Source organism: Nocardia sp. JCM 34519.1 (genome assembly GCF_020361265.1).
GTDB lineage: Bacteria > Actinomycetota > Actinomycetes > Mycobacteriales > Mycobacteriaceae > Nocardia > Nocardia arthritidis_A.
Map to the genome: position 1 here is coordinate 1,101,341 of NZ_JAIRBR010000001.1, position 16,048 is coordinate 1,117,388.

At 63.8% G+C, this 16,048-nt stretch carries 17 protein-coding genes; 5 read left to right on the forward strand and 12 right to left on the reverse strand.

Features of this window, described 5'->3' with window-relative positions; all coding sequences use genetic code 11:
• Positions 1-66 precede the first annotated feature (66 nt).
• The 12 genes from LGY53_RS05300 to LGY53_RS05355 all read right to left on the reverse strand — a co-directional run bounded on the left by LGY53_RS05300 (position 67) and on the right by LGY53_RS05355 (position 11,846).
• Positions 67-1,533, reverse strand: coding sequence for a peptidoglycan DD-metalloendopeptidase family protein (locus tag LGY53_RS05300; protein ID WP_225725480.1), 1,467 nt, complete (start codon positions 1,531-1,533; stop codon positions 67-69).
• A 44-nt stretch (positions 1,534-1,577) separates the two neighbouring features.
• Positions 1,578-3,230: a hypothetical protein gene (locus tag LGY53_RS05305; protein ID WP_225725481.1), complete on the reverse strand. Its 1,653-nt coding sequence runs from the start codon at positions 3,228-3,230 to the stop codon at positions 1,578-1,580.
• Positions 3,227-3,565 (reverse strand): WhiB family transcriptional regulator, encoded by a 339-nt coding sequence (locus LGY53_RS44365; RefSeq protein ID WP_374111121.1) that lies wholly within the window; start codon positions 3,563-3,565, stop codon positions 3,227-3,229. The genes LGY53_RS05305 and LGY53_RS44365 overlap by 4 nt, the downstream gene beginning before the upstream one ends.
• Positions 3,562-4,365, reverse strand: a complete 804-nt coding sequence (locus LGY53_RS05315) for a DUF2637 domain-containing protein (RefSeq protein ID WP_225725692.1) — start codon at positions 4,363-4,365, stop codon at positions 3,562-3,564. Before LGY53_RS05315 ends, LGY53_RS44365 begins: the two co-directional genes overlap by 4 nt.
• Positions 4,366-4,370: 5 nt before the next feature.
• Positions 4,371-5,873, reverse strand: a complete 1,503-nt coding sequence (locus tag LGY53_RS05320) for an SCO6880 family protein (protein WP_225725482.1) — start codon at positions 5,871-5,873, stop codon at positions 4,371-4,373.
• Positions 5,870-7,327 (reverse strand): hypothetical protein, encoded by a 1,458-nt coding sequence (locus LGY53_RS05325; protein WP_225725483.1) that lies wholly within the window; start codon positions 7,325-7,327, stop codon positions 5,870-5,872. Before LGY53_RS05325 ends, LGY53_RS05320 begins: the two co-directional genes overlap by 4 nt.
• Positions 7,321-8,067, reverse strand: a complete 747-nt coding sequence (locus LGY53_RS05330) for a hypothetical protein (RefSeq protein ID WP_225725484.1) — start codon at positions 8,065-8,067, stop codon at positions 7,321-7,323. Before LGY53_RS05330 ends, LGY53_RS05325 begins: the two co-directional genes overlap by 7 nt.
• Before the next feature lie 74 nt (positions 8,068-8,141).
• Positions 8,142-8,801, reverse strand: coding sequence for a hypothetical protein (locus LGY53_RS05335; protein WP_225725485.1), 660 nt, complete (start codon positions 8,799-8,801; stop codon positions 8,142-8,144).
• Positions 8,802-8,827: 26 nt separating this feature from the next.
• Positions 8,828-9,097, reverse strand: coding sequence for a hypothetical protein (locus tag LGY53_RS05340; RefSeq protein WP_225725486.1), 270 nt, complete (start codon positions 9,095-9,097; stop codon positions 8,828-8,830).
• Entirely contained in the window at positions 9,094-9,363 is a 270-nt protein-coding gene (locus tag LGY53_RS05345; protein WP_167479591.1) for a hypothetical protein, read from the reverse strand. The genes LGY53_RS05340 and LGY53_RS05345 overlap by 4 nt, the downstream gene beginning before the upstream one ends.
• A gap of 256 nt (positions 9,364-9,619) precedes the next feature.
• Entirely contained in the window at positions 9,620-10,270 is a 651-nt protein-coding gene (locus LGY53_RS44075) for a DUF6668 family protein (RefSeq protein WP_308102804.1), read from the reverse strand.
• Between the two features lie 139 nt (positions 10,271-10,409).
• Positions 10,410-11,846 carry a cutinase family protein gene (locus LGY53_RS05355; RefSeq protein ID WP_308102805.1) on the reverse strand — a complete coding sequence of 479 codons (1,437 nt, stop codon included), beginning with the start codon at positions 11,844-11,846 and terminating at the stop codon, positions 10,410-10,412.
• A 203-nt stretch (positions 11,847-12,049) separates the two neighbouring features.
• Here LGY53_RS05355 and LGY53_RS05360 point away from each other — a divergent pair, with 203 nt between their 5' ends.
• The 5 genes from LGY53_RS05360 to LGY53_RS05380 all read left to right on the forward strand — a co-directional run bounded on the left by LGY53_RS05360 (position 12,050) and on the right by LGY53_RS05380 (position 15,848).
• Positions 12,050-12,412 (forward strand): hypothetical protein, encoded by a 363-nt coding sequence (locus tag LGY53_RS05360; RefSeq protein ID WP_225725488.1) that lies wholly within the window; start codon positions 12,050-12,052, stop codon positions 12,410-12,412.
• Between the two features lie 296 nt (positions 12,413-12,708).
• Positions 12,709-13,128 (forward strand): hypothetical protein, encoded by a 420-nt coding sequence (locus LGY53_RS05365; RefSeq protein WP_225725489.1) that lies wholly within the window; start codon positions 12,709-12,711, stop codon positions 13,126-13,128.
• Positions 13,129-13,148: 20 nt separating this feature from the next.
• The gene (locus tag LGY53_RS05370) at positions 13,149-13,649 is read left to right on the forward strand and encodes a hypothetical protein (protein ID WP_225725490.1); all 501 of its coding nucleotides are present in this window, start codon (positions 13,149-13,151) and stop codon (positions 13,647-13,649) included.
• A gap of 16 nt (positions 13,650-13,665) precedes the next feature.
• A complete protein-coding gene (locus LGY53_RS05375; protein WP_225725491.1) occupies positions 13,666-14,811 on the forward strand; it encodes a DUF6545 domain-containing protein in 1,146 nt (381 codons plus the stop codon).
• A complete protein-coding gene (locus LGY53_RS05380; protein WP_225725492.1) occupies positions 14,805-15,848 on the forward strand; it encodes an NAD(P)/FAD-dependent oxidoreductase in 1,044 nt (347 codons plus the stop codon). The genes LGY53_RS05375 and LGY53_RS05380 overlap by 7 nt, the downstream gene beginning before the upstream one ends.
• The last annotated feature ends 200 nt before the right edge of the window (positions 15,849-16,048 follow it).

Consider the following 16,048-nt stretch of genomic DNA (forward strand, 5'->3'; position numbering starts at 1 on the left):
CTTGTATGTGGCGTTCATAATGGCCTCACTTTCTGAAAGGGCTTGTAGCTGTTGACTTCTCGTAGCTCAGGTGATGCGCCTCGCGCGCGCACCAGCCGAAACAGGACCTTCTTTGACGTACTCGCCAGGCTGCGGCGCTTCGATCTCCTGTCCGCTTCCGCTCGCGATGGCAACGTGTCCTGGGCCCGCGGGCCCGAAGTTGCTGAACAGCAAATCGCCCGGACGGGCGTGATCGAGGGGGACCTCGGCACCGACTTCCCACTGCTGCTCCGATGTTCGGGGCAGGGTATGACCGGTTGCCGCGAATACGGCCGCAGAGGTGAGTCCAGAGCAATCGAAGCCGCCGTTGCTCGGCCCGCCCGGTCCGCCGCCGCCCCAGACGTATGGCGTGCCGATCCATTGACGCGCTGCTGCGACGATCTGCAGACCGATATCAGTGCGGTCATTAGGCGCGAATTCGCCTGAGCCGCCCGGCATTCGGAAACTCGGCTCGGTGGCGAGTATGTGGCTGACGTAAGCCTGTGTCTCGGCGTAGGGCGGGACGCCACCGTACGCGAGCACTTTGTCGGAGCCGGCGTTGTAGGCGGCGAGCGCGAGCGCCGGGACGTCGCCGTGAACACGACCGGACACATTCCACTGCTCGGCTTGCGAGGCGAGATAGCACATGTACCGCGCCTGCCCAACGATTGCGTCGCCGTCGTCCCATACCGACGCGGCCCCGTTGCCGTCAGCGTCGATCACGAACGGTTGCCCGTCGAGCGGATCGATGGCTTTCGCGGTGTCGGGCAGGAATTGCGCGAGCCCTCGAGCTCCGGCGGGAGACGTCAGGCCGCGGACGAAGCCGCTCTCTTGTTGGTCTTGTGCAGCGAGCAGCGACGCGCTGATCTGTGGGCAGAGCGATCCGCCACGGCGGAACCACTGCTCGAGTTCCGGAGGCACCTTTCCTGGGGCCAGGTTGGCACCGGGTGCACCAAACCCATTCGTGCACAGTTGGTCTCGCGAAATACCAGGGGTGGCAGCCCCCGCCAGCCACGGTATCGGGTCGACGGGAGTACCACCCTCCAATCGGCCGCCAGGAACGACTTCGAAATGCAGATGCGGTCCGGTCGATTCACCAGCCGAGCCCACGTCCGCAATGTGCTGACCAGCTGTAACCTGATCACCGACCCGGACATGCATCCGGTCGTCGAACATGTGCCCGTACACCGTGGAGAACCGCTGGCCTTGTTCATCGACGGAGTCGACGACGATCCAATTCCCGAATCCGGACGCAGGTCCTGCGGCGACTACTCGGCCCGCCGCCGCAGCGAGGATGGGCGTACCCGCCGGAGCTGCGAAATCGACACCTTTGTGCGTGCCACCGCGGGCGCCGAACACGTCGGAGACGGTGAACGAGCCGCCCACCGGATGCGTCCGATTCGCCGACGGCGTCGGCAGCGATACGGCGGCTTCGGCATGCCCAACCATTTCGGCTCCAGACGCACAACCTGAGTCGCTGCTGGGTGCGATCACCAGCGCGACGAGCAGCACCATCCCGGCCGTCGAGCCGAGACCAGCGGTTGTCACCACGCTGGCGCTCATGCGACGCCGGTCCCGAATTGACTGAAGCGACTGTTCGTCTCATGAATTCCGGCCTCGATCTCGGTGCGGCACAGGTGCATCTGGAATGGGATGCCGGGACGCCGGTCCTCGCCGATCTTGAGCAAGAATTTGCCAGTGCCAGGTGGGCACGGCCGTGGCTGGCCGGGCTGAAGCGCTTCTCCGGTAAGCGCTTGCGGCGCCGACCAACTGGTGACCATTTCTCGCTCGCTGCTGGTGAACGGAGCGATGGAATCCAGGCGCGCCAGCTCTTCGGCGGGCAGCGCGCCGAACATCTTGGCGCGGGCGCGTTCGAGGAATCCGAGCGCCTTCGCGACGGCAGCCGGATTATGCAGCGACTGTAGGTCTTTGATGGTGTGGCTGATCATGATCAGCGCCGTGCCGATGCCGCGTTGCAACCTGGTGAGTTCGTCGACTCGATCGACCATGAAGTCCCCGAGACCCAAGACCTGCCACAGCTCGTCCATGACGACCTGGAAGTAACGCTGAGGTCCGTGACCGGTGTCGGCGAGGACGTGGGCGGCTTCCACCGAGGCGAAGCCGTCGGCCCAGCAGGCGAGCATCACGGCGGCCTTGAGCTTCTTGTCTCCGGATGGAATATGGGAGACGTCGACGCAGACAGCGGTGGCGTCGGTATCGATATCGGTGGTTGTGTGGCCGTTGAATACCGCGCCGAATGGTCCCTGTGTGAGCGCGCGTAGGGAACGGCGCAAACCCTTGATGGCGGAACGGTATTCGAGCACATCATCGGCACCGGCGTCGAGCATCAGCTCCTCTCCCCCACCGATGACGACTTCCAGCAAGTCCGACAGCAGCGGCGGCCGGTCAGGTGTGAATCCGCCTGGGCCGTAGAGGATTCGGAGGGCAGTGGCGATTAGCGTCTCTTCGAAATCAGCGACTCGTGCGCCGCGGATGAGTTCGATAAGTCCGGCTACCACGGTGACCTGTCGAGCCCGGAGTTCGGTGGCGACTTGTTGCGCCACTTCGAGATTGCCGCTGAGGATATCCGCGACCCGACCGAGGACTCCAGCGGCCAGCGGGTTGAGGTGTCCATGCCCGTAGCCGAGGTCGATGACTTGACCACCGACCGCCTCGACCAGCCGACGGTAGTCGGGCTTCACATCGGCAAGGATCAGTGGCGTTATTCTTTGGGCAACGCCGCCCAAAACAATTCGCCGAACGAGCGAGGATTTGCCAAAACCGTTGAGGCCCAATACGAACAGGCTGGGTGCGGTGATGAAGCTGCCGCGCATGAACCAGTTCATCGGGTCGAAGCACACCGGTGCGCCGGTGTGGAGGTGCGAACCCAATGGGGTGCCGATCAAAGGTGCTCCGGCACCGACCGACCACGGCCATAGTCCCGCGACCTGAGCGGTCGACGCTCGATATTCGACCGGCCGCGCCACTATCGCGCACCGACCGCCGCCGTATCCGAGATAACCTCGATCGCTCGGTCGAGCGACCAGGCGGTCGAACCTTTCCAGCTGTGTTGCAGCCGAACGGGTTTCAACAGCCCGGCGACGATTGTCGTCGGCTCGAAGGCGCTGTCCCGCCCACCAAGCCCGCAGCCCAGTACGAGCACGTCGAGTTCGCTCGAGCTGCGTACGTGTGGCGCCGTCGAGCAACTTCATGATGCTGCCCTCCGACTCGCCTCCCGCTTGAAGTCCTCCGCAGCGGCCCTCGGGCACTGTGCGGATGCCAACTGCGCAATAAGCGCACGGCGTGCCGCTGCGCCACGACCTCGCCCTGCCGTCAGACGAAGACATTTCCGCAACGCTCGACGTTCGGCGGCGGTGAATCCGCCCCAGACTCCGTGATCTTCGCCGCTGACCAGGGCGTGCGCCAAGCACTCTCGCCAAACCGGACAGGTCGCGCACCACTCTTTCGCGTCCGCACTCAGGTCATCGTCGAAGAACGGGTCGTATACGCCGCGGCAGGCCGCCTTGACCATCCAATCGCGGTTCATGACGACACCGCTTCCGATGGGCGGCGGGCCTTGTCCGCCGCGTCGAGAATCCGCCCTACGGTCGAGTGGTGCGTATCGACATCTCGACCGATCCGCCGATGCGACCAGCCCGCTTCGTATTTCAGGTGCAGAATTCGTGCGACAACCTGCGGGTCTCGCTGGCCGGTCGGGTCGGCCGCACAGACCTGTTCGGCGACCTCCCACCAGCGTTCCTCCGAAACTCCTTGCGATACAGTCTGTTCGGATTCAGCTGAGTCGGCCCAGTGATGAGTCGATAAATACTCGTTCCGACGCTGCGGGGCAACAGAATTCGAGAATCGCTGGTCGATCGACCCGTAATCGTGAGCCTCGGAGTGGGCACTGGTCCGAGCAAGGATGGCCAGTCCATGGGTCGCGGCGAGGAGGCTGACCGGCGCGACGGCAGCGATCGCAGCCGCGACGAGCGCTGGCAGCGGCCCCGCGTTGATCCATGCGTGAAAACCGTTGCCGGAGATACTAATAGAAGCGGCTCCGGTCAGTACCGCCCAGAAGAACCTCCGGTGCCGTCCGATATCCGGATAAGGCGCCAATGCCACGATCGCCACGGTGGACTGCACAATCGTCCCGTCGATGATGACGGGCCACAGCCACGCCAGCCGAGGCGGTTGTCCAGCCTTGATCGCGAGATCCCACAAGGCCGCGAACGACAACACGAAACCCGCGACACCGATCCCGATCGTGGTGACGATGGCAACGACGCGGGCCAGCAGGATGACCGACGGAACATTCGTTTCCGCTTGGTAGACAACAGATTTAGTCATCGCGATCACCCCAATGCCTTCGGTACGGTGGCATGTTCAGGAAGAATCACTCCGCACCCGAGCGAGGCCGCGAACGCGGCGGCTTGGTAGCGGTAGCAGCGCCGAATCTTCAACCGGGCCTGCGTCGACAGATCCCGAACAATTGCTTCGATGCCAGGCAGATCGCCGTCGAGGGGCTCGGTGACCGTGATCAGCACGCCGAAGCGGGCCAGACCATGTCCTCGTGCCTGCTCCTCGCGGGTGTGCTGGGTGGCCTCCACCCGCAACACCGCCGCCGCGGAGACGACGCCGCGTTCGGATTGCTGTGCGACGAGCGCGTTTTTGTAGTCGTCGTCGACGATCTCGGCAGCGTCCGCGGCGGTGTGCGGACGGAACACGAGCGCGACGCGCTTACGCGGAGTCTGCGGGTTCGGCGCCAAAAGGCGTTGCAGCACATGCTCATCGACGGCGCCCTCGGGAGCGGCGTCCATCTCCCAGGTCACCGACCGGCCACCGTCGTGGGTGTAGTGGTCCCAGCTCTCTTCGTGCGAAACCGGGCCGGTGTCGGACCAGTTCAGGCCGTGGCCCTCCGGGTCGGTTGCCGCTATTTCCAGATCCGCTTGCGCGGCTGGGTCGTAGCTGCGCCGGACGACCGCGATCACTTCTCCGGCGTTCATTGGTCGCGCCCGGACTCCGGCATCGGCCAGCGCGGCGCAGATGCCGGGCAGTCGGCGCGCGATCTCGACGGCCTGTTCCGCGGGGTTCTTGCGCCGTTCCGCCGTGGCGGCGGTGAAGGTGATCGCGCATCGGCCGGATAGCTGGACTCCGTCTGTCGGGAGTTCCTCCGCGAGCTCAGCCATCACCGCCTTCGCGATCGCTGGAGCACCGGAGCGGGTGATGGCGTCGATTTCGGCGAGCAGCCGGTTCCCGGTTTCCGGAACCGTATCGATGAGCGTGGTGACTGCCGCGATATCGCTGGTCTGGCCCAGCGAGGCGAGGAACGTGCCCCACGCGGCGACCCACTGATCGATTAGCGGTTGATCGACGGCTTCGTGGCCTTGTGGCCAAACCCGAAGCACGACAGTGTATTGGGCGAACTTCGGCAGATGGATCATCGCGAAGCGGTATCCGCCGGAATCGATCCCCTCATAGCAACGAGCTCCGGCGAGCAACCCGGGTAGCTGGGTGGTGCCACCCGGGATGCGGGAGAACCGCCCACCGCGGTAGATGTGCTCGCCGTGCCGCCGGGCCAGCATCCATCGGAGTCGAATCCAGCCGGTCTCGTATCCGGATCGGCCACCGTGGCGCCAGACGAGGGGCACCAACGCGATCACTCCCGCGCCGGCTACAACAAGGCCCACGCGGACACCCACCGCTACGCATGTCAACAGTGCGGTGATTACGACGAAGAATCCGAGAACCGTTTCCCCCCACCGCAATCCGAACAATCCCGCTGAGCGAGGGCGCTGCCACAATCCGTAAGAGCGACGCTCATACGTCGAGGCGGTGTCGTACACCTGCGTAGTCATCGGCGGATCACCCCCGACGGCCGAGCCTGGCTCGGACTATCGCCGGTCAGTCGGCCAGCGGCACGATCCGCACTTCGCGCCAGGGCGCCGGTTGTAGCAACCGCCGTGGACGATCGCCGTGAGGCAGTGCGTCCACCTGCACCTGCCGGTACGGCTCCGCCATTAGCTGTGCCTCCGTTTTGGGGCGGGCGAGGTGGCGGCGGCGAGTTGGGCGGCGGAACACTACCGCCGCCCGCCGAGCCCGACGGGCGAGGACCGCCACCGCCCGATACGAATCCGGCGGCACCGGCCGCGGCCGCGCCTTTGGCCCCCAATGCTTTCCCGCCCGTCGCCGCTGCGGCAACGGCCAACGCGGCAGCTCCAGCAGCACCGAGTCCGGAACCGCCGGCGCCGATAGTGGAAATAGCCGGTACGACCAGCCGCATCAACGCCGGAAGGACGAACGAGACACTGCACAACAGCACAACTCCGACCAGGATGCGTTGTGCCTGTTCCGAATTCGGCGTACCTGACGCGGGCTCGGCGCCGATCGATCCAGCGGTTGTGAACGCGATCATGTAGACGACAGCGGCGACCGGCTTCCACAGCAGGAAGGCGATCACCCAGCCGATCAGCTTCTGATACGACTGCATCCCGATCTTCAGCCCCGACGCTGCCGCCGCCACTGGCACGAATCCAACGGCAACGATCAATAAGCCCTGCCGAATCACTGCGAGCACACACTGCGCCAGGGCGCCGAGCAGCCCAACGACGGCTATGATCAATATCAGCCCTGGCGAAAAGGCTTGCAATTCATTGGTTTTCACCATCAGCTCGGCAATGCCTTTGGCATTGCCGCCGGTTGCGTCGTCTATCAACCAGGTCGATAACCGGTCACCTCCGCGGGTGCCGACGACGATGATCGCGCCGAACATCCACGACGACAACACAACTCGCGCATATAGCCGGAACCCTTCGGCCGCTTGGTCGAGCGTCGCACCACGGCGGGCCTCCGCCAGCCTGATACCGGTCACGATCGTGGAGGCGATCAGGAGTATCAGCTGGATGTCATATGTGTAGTCCGAGACCTTTGTGAACAATCCGCTGTCGGCGAGTTGCTCGTTGGGCAGCTTCGTCCACCAGACCAGTGACAATGTCAGCGCCTGGCCGAGTCCCTCCAGCAGAGAATCGACGACTTTACCGAAGGCCGAATCCCATGCCTTGTCCGCGATAGCGCCCGGCACGTCCTGTGGGTGGCTCGCGGCGTTGCCGCCCTTGCACAGCGCGGCGGCCGAATCACCGAGTGCCGATCCGATTCCGAGGGGAATCTTGGACAGCATGTCGTGCAACTGATCACACGTTGCGTCGAACCCATATGTGTTGCCGCCTGAATCCGGCTGCGCAAGCGCAGTATTCGGTACAGCCAGTGTCAGTGCGAAACAAGCTGCCAGTGCGACGATTACGCGTTTCACCATGGCGTCCACCCCTCGAGCGAGGTCAGCGTCTGGGCTACCGATCCAGCCGCCGGTACCGTCAACCGCCAGTCCGAGTCGACCCACGTCACCGCCAGCCGGATCACCCGCCAAGTCCGAGCACCGACGATGTTGGCAGGCGTGGCGAGCTCCACGACCGCGAAATCGGTGCTGTAACTGGGGATCCGGAACGCATCCGAGGCAACGAGGTACCGGGTAACAGCTTCGGGCCACAGCTGCGGCAGATGAGAACCGTCCCTGTCGATTTCGGCCTTCTGGGACTCGGTCAACACCATCTGACGGTCGTATAGCGCGCGATCGCTGGGATGCGCGACCGACCGGTAGTAGATCTGAGCAGCGGCAAGCGCGGCGCCCTGCGGCGTGTGGGCGTAGCCGACGACGAGGCCGTCCTCAACGCGCGCCGGACCGTCGGAGGTCGAAAACGGTACGGATGCTCCAAACACGCGCTGCCAACCGCCCGGATCACGGACACCGTGGGGTGCTCCAGTTAGCCAATCCGGCGCAGCCGGTGTGCGCTGAAGTGACGGATACTGCGGAAGTGGCTGCCCCACAGTATTGTTCGGCACATCAACACGGCGGCCGAGCATGTCGAGCTGCGGTGGCCCGAATCCCGTCGTAGGTGCTATCAACGACGGAGTGGGTGCGACAGTGACGGAGCCCGTCGCGCCACGAGATCCATGCCGAGCAACGACCGCGAATAATCCGCCGAGCAGAATCAGCATTACGAAGATCGCCGCCGCGATGGTAGATGGCGACGTCCATCGGTTCCGGCGATCGGAACCTCCGTCGGCCGCGCTCATCGCGGTGCCGCCAATGCGACAGTACCCGAGGGCAACTCGGCGATTTCAGTAACTGGATCCGTGGTTGCCGACGGCGAAGGAAGCCGCAAGCGCCAGTCGTTGCCGTTCCACACGACGACCGCGGCATTCGCAGTGCGCGAAGTGTCCGGATATTCGGTGAAGACCGTAACCGCGGCCTCTCCAGGTTGATAATTGGCAATGCGATAGCCAATGAGCCGCGGAGCCGACCTCGGTGACGCGGTTCCACTGATCGAGAGCAGTACCCGGTTGACCGCCCATGCATCAACAGCCGGGCCAGGCTCGATTTCGCCACCGATGACATGCGGCCACTGGCCGTCCGGCGCAACCGACAACCGCACCGTATGCGTGATCGCCGCAAGCGCCGCCCCTTGCGGCGAATGCGCGAATCCTGTTGCTGCACCGCCTTCTTCGTGGAGCGGTCCTTGATCGGCATGCGGCAACGCGATGCCTTGATACAGCATCCACCGCATGTTCGTCGGCGGCGCGAGCAAATCGGCCTGCGAACTGGATGCCTGATGTCCGCAGCCATTGACCAGGAGGGAGGTCAGCACCAGCGCCGCCACGGCGACTTCGCGACCTGCCAGACTCCAGCGACATGGCATGATTGAATTGCGCTGTCTACCTTTGGTATTCATCCGGAAACCTCCGTCCCCGTACATGATTACGACAGGATCGCGAGGGCAATCGCGGTAGAACTGGTGGCTACGATCGCGCCGAGCAGACTCATCACCACCCCGTGCGGCCCCTCGGACGAGGTGGCCTGGCCTTCATGGCGCATGATCCACATCCGCCCGGCCGCCACCAGTAGCCATCCGAGGCAAGCGACAAGTGCCACCCACAGCAACCAACTCAGAAGCGTGGTGAATGGTTCGACGACGTCGGACGGGAGTCGTTTATATGCGCTAATTGATTGAGCAGCAGCGATATTCATGAGACAGTCACCACCGCGTTCATGATCGCCGCCGCCGACGTGGCAATGACACCGCCAACCAAGGCGCCGATTACGATCTTCGGGGACTCCAGTGCGCCGCCGTTCCAGCGCTCCCACGCGAAACGCCCGCCGCCATAGATGATTCCGGCGATGCCTGCGAGCAGCACCACCCACATCAGCCACCGCATCAACTTCAACAGACCGTTGGATCCCGGCGGAGCCTCAGGTGAAATCTGGGTGATCTGCGTGTGCCAGTAGCCGACCATGTCGACCAAGATCGGCCCGGCGTTCACGATGTCACCCGCCAACAAGGCCGACGACGTGGCGATCCGAATGTGGCTGGGTTGGGGAAGCGCTGTCCTCGTTGGCTTTCCGAGGTATCGGTGCCGACCATTGGCGCGCGCCGAGGACCTTTAGGCGCGATAGGAACGTTGTTCATCTCTGAACCTCCCTGGTTCAAGCCCGCGTCGGTCGGACACTTGCCCTACCGCCGGGACGGTCGGATTTCGCATAACTCGTGCTTCAGGAGGCAATGTCGAGCCCTCCCTCCCGATCAACGCGGACGTCGGATGCAGTGGCCGCATCGCGGACGGCCGAATCAAGCTCGGCTCCCAGCCGAACGAGATCACCGGGGACGAATGCCTCTGAATGGGAGCGCCGCTGGCGCATTGGCGAACCCGGATTCCACTCCGGGAGATCCTTGATCGGCGTGACGAGCCATTCGTTGTGCCAGTTCACCCGCCACGAATGCTCGACCAACCCGGCCACGACACTGCGATAGCGGCGAATGTCGGACTGCAGCCGGCCCGGCCGAGCAGCGACCGTCACCAATCCGAGGACAGCGGACGGTCCAGCAAGACCGCAGGCGTGTTGCCGGAGTAGATCGTGCGCTGCGGTTATGCCCGCGATCGTCTCCCGCGCCACGACCACGACGAACCGCGATTCCGTACCGATCACCGCAGGCCAGCGTCCGCCGCAGTCAACCGTGTGAGGTAGGCACCGCTCAAGACAGCTCACTCCGGCGCCCCCGTGCGCACCCAGCAACCACGCCAGTGGCTGACGCTCCCCTACTGGAACCGGGCACGCCCAGATCGGCGCTCTCCGATGAGCCGGAGGTGCGACAACTCCCGCAATCGCCGGTGTCCGGTGACGGTTATCAAGCCAGGTCAGCATTGGTCCAGCTCCAGTCGCACTGCGGCAGAACGGCAATCGATGTAGTTACGGCGAACTACGTTGCTTCCCTTCGGTTCCGAATCCCGATCGATAGAAATCCGGATATCGAACCCGGTCATGCCGACTCGAAACGACGTGTTCATTTCCCTACCGCCTGTCCAGCACCGGCGATGTCCTTCGCCGCGGCGGCGAACCAGTCGGCTACGTACTGAACCGCGGTTTCACCGTTCGCCGCGACCGGCGTCGAACCGTATGCGGTATGGCGCTGAATCGTGTCCCAGTAGCGAACCCACGTTGCGGTATTCAGCAGATCCGAGTTGTCGGTAACGTTGTCCGTGACTACTTGAAATGCCTGCTGCACCAACCGATTCGATGTCGCAGGCGGGACCAACTGCACGACGGCTCCGGCCAGTTTCTGACCGAACAAGGCGAGGGCTGCAGCGGGATCGCTAAGCCCCACGGCTGTCAGCTCGGCGATATTCGACGGCGTCAGCATCGTGCGAGCGACGGTCACCACCGCGTTGAGCCCGATCGTCCCGACCTTCATCAATGCCCGAACAGCGGCGTTCACATCGACCGGTGTGCGTGGATCGGAAGCTTCGGCAATCCTGCGGGACAGCGACTTCTTCGGGGTAATCGATAGCTCCGAGAGCGACTGCCCTTGAATGTCTTCGTTCACAACCGCAGTCGCGGTCTTGATCGCGGTGAACGCCAGCGCCTGCGCGATCGAGGACAGCGACGCCACCGGATCTCCTCCGGAAAGTTCCGACTGGCCAGCGACATTCGCTACGGCCCGTAGAATCGGCGCGTTGTCCGGCGCATCGCATGCTAGGTCCGCCGGAACGCAGAACGTCGCCACTCGGCCGGTCAGCGGACCGAAGTTGGCGGCGAGATCACGCTGCGGTCCGATTCCACCGCCCGCGACGGGCGACTGGGTCACTACCGGAATCGCCGCCACCGCACCGCCGGAAGTACCGGGCGCCGGGTCAGGTCGCTGCTTATCCGGTGCACCTGGAAACACCGATGCCCCAGGATTTCTCGTTGGATCGGCAAACAACGCCACTGCGGCGACCCGGTCCGCCGGAACACCGCCACCACCGGAGCCGATGTCCTGGGCGAACATCGAGACGACGTTCGCGCCTTGGGAGTAGCCCACCAGCGCGAGTTGCGTCGACGAACACCGCTGGGTGATCTCACGAGCCTTGTCCCGCAGCCGATCCAGCCCACCGGCTACCGACTGCGCGTAGGGCGCCGAACCACCCGGCGTCGCGCCGCCGAAGCTCGCCTCGTACGGAATGTATTCGCGCGCAACAATATCCCCGGCATTCGCGAGCAACGGACGGAACACCGTCGACAACATTCCCGTGTCGGTTGTCGGTGCCGCATCCGGCGAGGACTCCCCTGTGCCCTGCACCCCGAGGGCGTACAAGGCCGGACACTCAGCTCCCGCCGAAGCCACTGTTCCGGGAACGGCTGCGACAGCACCGACGGTTAGAACCGCAACGCATCCAGCGACAACAAACCGTCCGCTGGTCGCATCACGCCGTCGACCACGGGTTGCTCGATCGGTGTCCATGAGCCCTCCTTGCCGAAACCTTTGTGTCAATTAGTTCTGAGATTAGCTCTTAAATTAGATCTGTCAAGAAAGTGGCCGACAATCACCAATTCGCAATCTCGCCTCAGCTGCGAAACAGGCGCTAACCTTGACTCACATCGCCGACGGAGAGGGTCCTAGTGAGCAAGGACTGGCCAGCTGTCGCCGCCGCCGTTCGAAACCGAATGGCCGAGCTGGACATGACCCAGGCGGAGTTCATCCACAAATCCCGCCTGGCGCCGATGACAATCCGGAACCTCCTCGGGGACGAACCGCCCCGCAAGGCGACTCGGCCGACACTGGCGACCGCATCGGAAGCCCTCGGCTGGCCTCGCGACCGACTCGAACGGATCCTGAACGGCGAAGCACCCCCCGACCCGGACGCCGACGACAAAACCATCGGCGAACTCGGCCGCATGCGACGCAAACTCGCCAAAACCCAGGACATCGGCCAGCTCGCCGAGGCCATAGCCGCGATCAACCGCCGCCTCGATCGAATCGAGAAGCAGCTCGTTCGTCGGCAAGCTGACGACGACGAACGGCCATGACCAGGCGTATTCGAGTCTCGAGCTCACTCAACTGCTTCCGAACAAGGTCGTCACCCACCCGACCGCGGCTGGAACCTCGGCAACGCCGAACCGGCGTACGCCCCGTCGAGCGTTTGGCGTTGTCGCCCATGGCACCACCTCCTTGCCGAGCACCACTCCTCACGTTTGCTGTGGTATAGCTCACAGTAGATCCGTACCCACCGGTCTGCAATAAACAAACAACAGAAAAACAACAAAAATGGTCTCTTTCTGAGCAAAATCTTGGATTTGGCCACAGGAGAGATACAATCTTGCTCATGGAGGGTGCCGCTGAACGGTTCGGCAGGATCGTCAGATCTCGTCGGCTAGCCCTCGGCATGACGCAACGTGACGTCAAGGCCGCGGGCGGTCCCAGCGTGATGACCCAGAACCACATCGAGAACGGCACCTCGCCACACACGCCGACGCCAACCACACTCGGCAAGTACGACCACGTTCTGCGCTGGAAAGTTGGAAGCGCCTCCGCCACCTTCTACGGCGGCGAACCGACTCCGTTGGATGCGCCCGCGCCAACCCCACCAGGACGCGAGGAATTCGCCCGCCTGCTAGAAGCGAACCCGACGATTCGGCTAGCGGCGCGCCGCCTGTCCGAGCTGTCGGACGAGGACGTCCGAACTTTCATGGATCTGCTGGCAATTGTCGAGAAGCACCGGGGGACAAACCAAACGGGAGGCTGACCCTGTATGCGCCGCTGATCGTGCCACCCCCGGCCGGATTCCCGGCCAGGTACTTCTGGCTGCGCCATAAGGTCGCCCGCCTGCTCCGCAATCTCGGCGTCGACGCCGCTGACGGCCACGAGGCAATCATCGACGCGTTATCTCGGCGCCTCGGTGCACCAATCCACATCAGGTTGTACTCGTTCCCCGTACCAGGCTTCTTCAGCTTCGTCATCGTGGATCCCGACCACGGGGAGTTCCACATCTTCGTCCAGGCGGCCACCAGCTACGAGCATCAACTGCATCTGCTGATGCACGAGGTCGCCCACATCATGCTCGGCACACTCGATCTCGGAGATTCCATCGTCGCTGGTACTCACCGCACCGGTGACTACTCGAATCCGGACGAACGAGATGCGGAGTTCGTTGCCCGGCTGATCAGTACCTGGATCGATTTACATGCCGGGGCCCGGTTGCCCATCCAGCCTGATCCGGCGGCCGAACGCCTCTCCCAAACTCTCCAAGACCGACTCGCGTGGTGAAAGGGGGCCGCCCACAATGAATTACGACTCTCCGACTAATCTGCCACTGCGGATAGGCGTCGTTGCGATCATTGCGCTGTGGCGTTGCTGGCAGATGACGCGCCGACGCCCCACCACCGCGTCCTTGACTATTACGGTGGCCATTCTGGGCTCCTGCGGCAGCTTGATCTTCGAGGCCATCGCACACGCTCAATCCAATGCGGGCACTGGGCGCGTGTACATCATGCTGTCGCTCCAAACGATCTGCTTGGCGATCATGCTAGTGGCGTTATGCGCCTACTACGCTGCTGCCGCTAATGCCCGGCAAGCACGTAATCTCGTTGTCCTCGTCGCCGGTATCGGCTTTGTCACGTGCGGAATTGCCCTCGGACTCGCCTTCCAGGTCCCCCCTGGTCGCGAGCTGTGGGATTTCCAGCATTCCGACACTCTGCGCTGGTACTTCGCCAGCACGCTGTTCTTCCCAGTAGCGACAGCTATTGGTGGCTTGCTCGCGGCGCGGGCCGCCCGCCGCACTTTCGGCGCGCTGCGTGTCGCGCTCGGTATGGCGGCCGTCGGCCTGTGGCTGCTTGCCGGGGTCGGCATCGTCACCCCCAGCAGCTATTGGAACGGCCGCAACAGCCCTGACTCGCTAGCCACGGTGGGCCCGCCGGGCACCGTAGGCGAACCGCTGAAAACGTTCATGTACGTCGGCTTCAACGCAGGCTGCGTGCTGGTGGTAATCAGTTGGGCCGCCGTAGCCGTCGCCCATCGCGCCCGACAACTGCGTGAGATGCGCGATGCCTGGCGAGACACCCGAGCCATGCGCAAGCTTCGCGATGATCTCAGCACTGTCGCGCCTGAGTTGTCGTTTCCCCGGACGGGCTGGACTCCCTTGCTGCTCAAACCACACGCAGCGCGCATGACCGCGCTCATCGAGTGCCGCGACCGGCTGATCACGCTCAGCCCGCGACTGGCCGCCGAATTGAAATCCGACGAATACGAAAACCCCCGCTCCGTGGCCGCAGCGCTGCTACAACTACGTGACATCGGCGCTCTCTATCAACCCCGCAATCAGGTTGAGGCTGTACCGATCCTCACCAACTCCGGCACGTACGGCCGAGACCAACTAATCGCGTTGGCCCGCAACTACTCTCGACAAGGCAAGGAGATTTCCGCATGGTGACCATCGTCGGCGGCGGAATCGCAGGCTCGGTACTCGCCGGAGCCCTCGCACGGCGCGGCGAGCAGGTCGCCCTCTACGAGCAACAGTCCGCTGGCCCCGGCGCCGGCGCGTTCCTGTTCATCGACGGCCGCGGCCACAACGCACTCACAACCCTCGGCGTATCCGAAGCCGAGCTGTACGAAGCGTCGTACCCACTGGTGGGGCTCCAGTACCGCAACAGCGCCGGATTCAGCGGTGGACGACCCAGCGCTGGACATCGCTTCTGGATGCGCCGAGCGCTGATGAAAATCCTGACCGACTTCGTCGACACGTCCGGCGCCGAACTGCACTATGGCAATCCGATCACCGATATATCTCTCAACGGATCCGGCTGCACACTCCATCGGGGCGATCAGACAACCATCGTCGACGACCTGATCATCGGTGCCGACGGAATCGACTCCGTTGTGCGAACCTGTCTGGAGCCCAACCGAATACCCGTCTACGCCGGTGACGTCGTGCTCTACGGAATGACCACCACACCCCTGGACCTCTCCACCGACCCCGCCGTCCTGCACTTCTTCGCCGAAATCGCCCCCGACAACAGCTCATTCAGCACCCTCGGACACATCTGGCGCCCCGGCGACGCCAACGCACTCTGGTTCCTCCGCATCGCCCGCGAACCCTTGACCGACGGCGACGACCTCGGCCTGCGACCAGTCGACGAATGGGCCGACGCCGTGCTCGAAGCGACACCGTCGAATCAGGAACTGGCCCAAACGTTTATCGAACACACCGAAGTCGTGCACGTCAGCAACGCACGCAACGTGCCCCTCGACAACGCCACCGAATCAACCGAACCCGCACTCCTCATCGGAGACGCCGACCACGCAATCACTCCCGCCGCCGGAGTCGGCGCCCGCGACGCACTCGAAGACGTACTTGCCGTCTATCAGGCTCTGGCATCAAATGAATCCCCTTCAGCTGCAATGGCACAACGGCGCAAGCAGATCACCGCAGAACGAGAACAGGTCCAGCGCGCCATGCGCCGTAACTGACGCATTCTGCCCTCACTGTGACGAGAGTCCTCCGCCCCGTCGTTCCGCGACTCGGACGTTTCGGAACGGCCATCGGAGAGTTCCGAAGTTCAAGGGCTCGAGGTAGAGATCAACTCGGCCCGTCAAACACCCTGACATGCCGATCACACAGCGTTATTGCTGCTCCGCTCTGCCCGGCGCGGACGCGATAAGCGCCGGTG

What these genes read in the sequence shown, in the direction of transcription:
- LGY53_RS05300 (WP_225725480.1), bottom strand. Translation starts at nt 1,533, where the DNA reads ATGGTGCTGCTCGTCGCGCTGGTGATCGCACCCAGCAGCGACTCAGGT.
- LGY53_RS05305 (WP_225725481.1), bottom strand. Translation starts at nt 3,230, where the DNA reads ATGAAGTTGCTCGACGGCGCCACACGTACGCAGCTCGAGCGAACTCGA.
- LGY53_RS44365 (WP_374111121.1), bottom strand. Translation starts at nt 3,565, where the DNA reads ATGAACCGCGATTGGATGGTCAAGGCGGCCTGCCGCGGCGTATACGAC.
- LGY53_RS05315 (WP_225725692.1), bottom strand. Translation starts at nt 4,365, where the DNA reads ATGACTAAATCTGTTGTCTACCAAGCGGAAACGAATGTTCCGTCGGTC.
- LGY53_RS05320 (WP_225725482.1), bottom strand. Translation starts at nt 5,873, where the DNA reads ATGACTACGCAGGTGTACGACACCGCCTCGACGTATGAGCGTCGCTCT.
- LGY53_RS05325 (WP_225725483.1), bottom strand. Translation starts at nt 7,327, where the DNA reads ATGGTGAAACGCGTAATCGTCGCACTGGCAGCTTGTTTCGCACTGACA.
- LGY53_RS05330 (WP_225725484.1), bottom strand. Translation starts at nt 8,067, where the DNA reads ATGCTGATTCTGCTCGGCGGATTATTCGCGGTCGTTGCTCGGCATGGA.
- LGY53_RS05335 (WP_225725485.1), bottom strand. Translation starts at nt 8,801, where the DNA reads ATGAATACCAAAGGTAGACAGCGCAATTCAATCATGCCATGTCGCTGG.
- LGY53_RS05340 (WP_225725486.1), bottom strand. Translation starts at nt 9,097, where the DNA reads ATGAATATCGCTGCTGCTCAATCAATTAGCGCATATAAACGACTCCCG.
- LGY53_RS05345 (WP_167479591.1), bottom strand. Translation starts at nt 9,363, where the DNA reads ATGGTCGGCTACTGGCACACGCAGATCACCCAGATTTCACCTGAGGCT.
- LGY53_RS44075 (WP_308102804.1), bottom strand. Translation starts at nt 10,270, where the DNA reads ATGCTGACCTGGCTTGATAACCGTCACCGGACACCGGCGATTGCGGGA.
- LGY53_RS05355 (WP_308102805.1), bottom strand. Translation starts at nt 11,846, where the DNA reads ATGGACACCGATCGAGCAACCCGTGGTCGACGGCGTGATGCGACCAGC.
- LGY53_RS05360 (WP_225725488.1), top strand. Translation starts at nt 12,050, where the DNA reads ATGGCCGAGCTGGACATGACCCAGGCGGAGTTCATCCACAAATCCCGC.
- LGY53_RS05365 (WP_225725489.1), top strand. Translation starts at nt 12,709, where the DNA reads ATGGAGGGTGCCGCTGAACGGTTCGGCAGGATCGTCAGATCTCGTCGG.
- LGY53_RS05375 (WP_225725491.1), top strand. Translation starts at nt 13,666, where the DNA reads ATGAATTACGACTCTCCGACTAATCTGCCACTGCGGATAGGCGTCGTT.
- LGY53_RS05380 (WP_225725492.1), top strand. Translation starts at nt 14,805, where the DNA reads ATGGTGACCATCGTCGGCGGCGGAATCGCAGGCTCGGTACTCGCCGGA.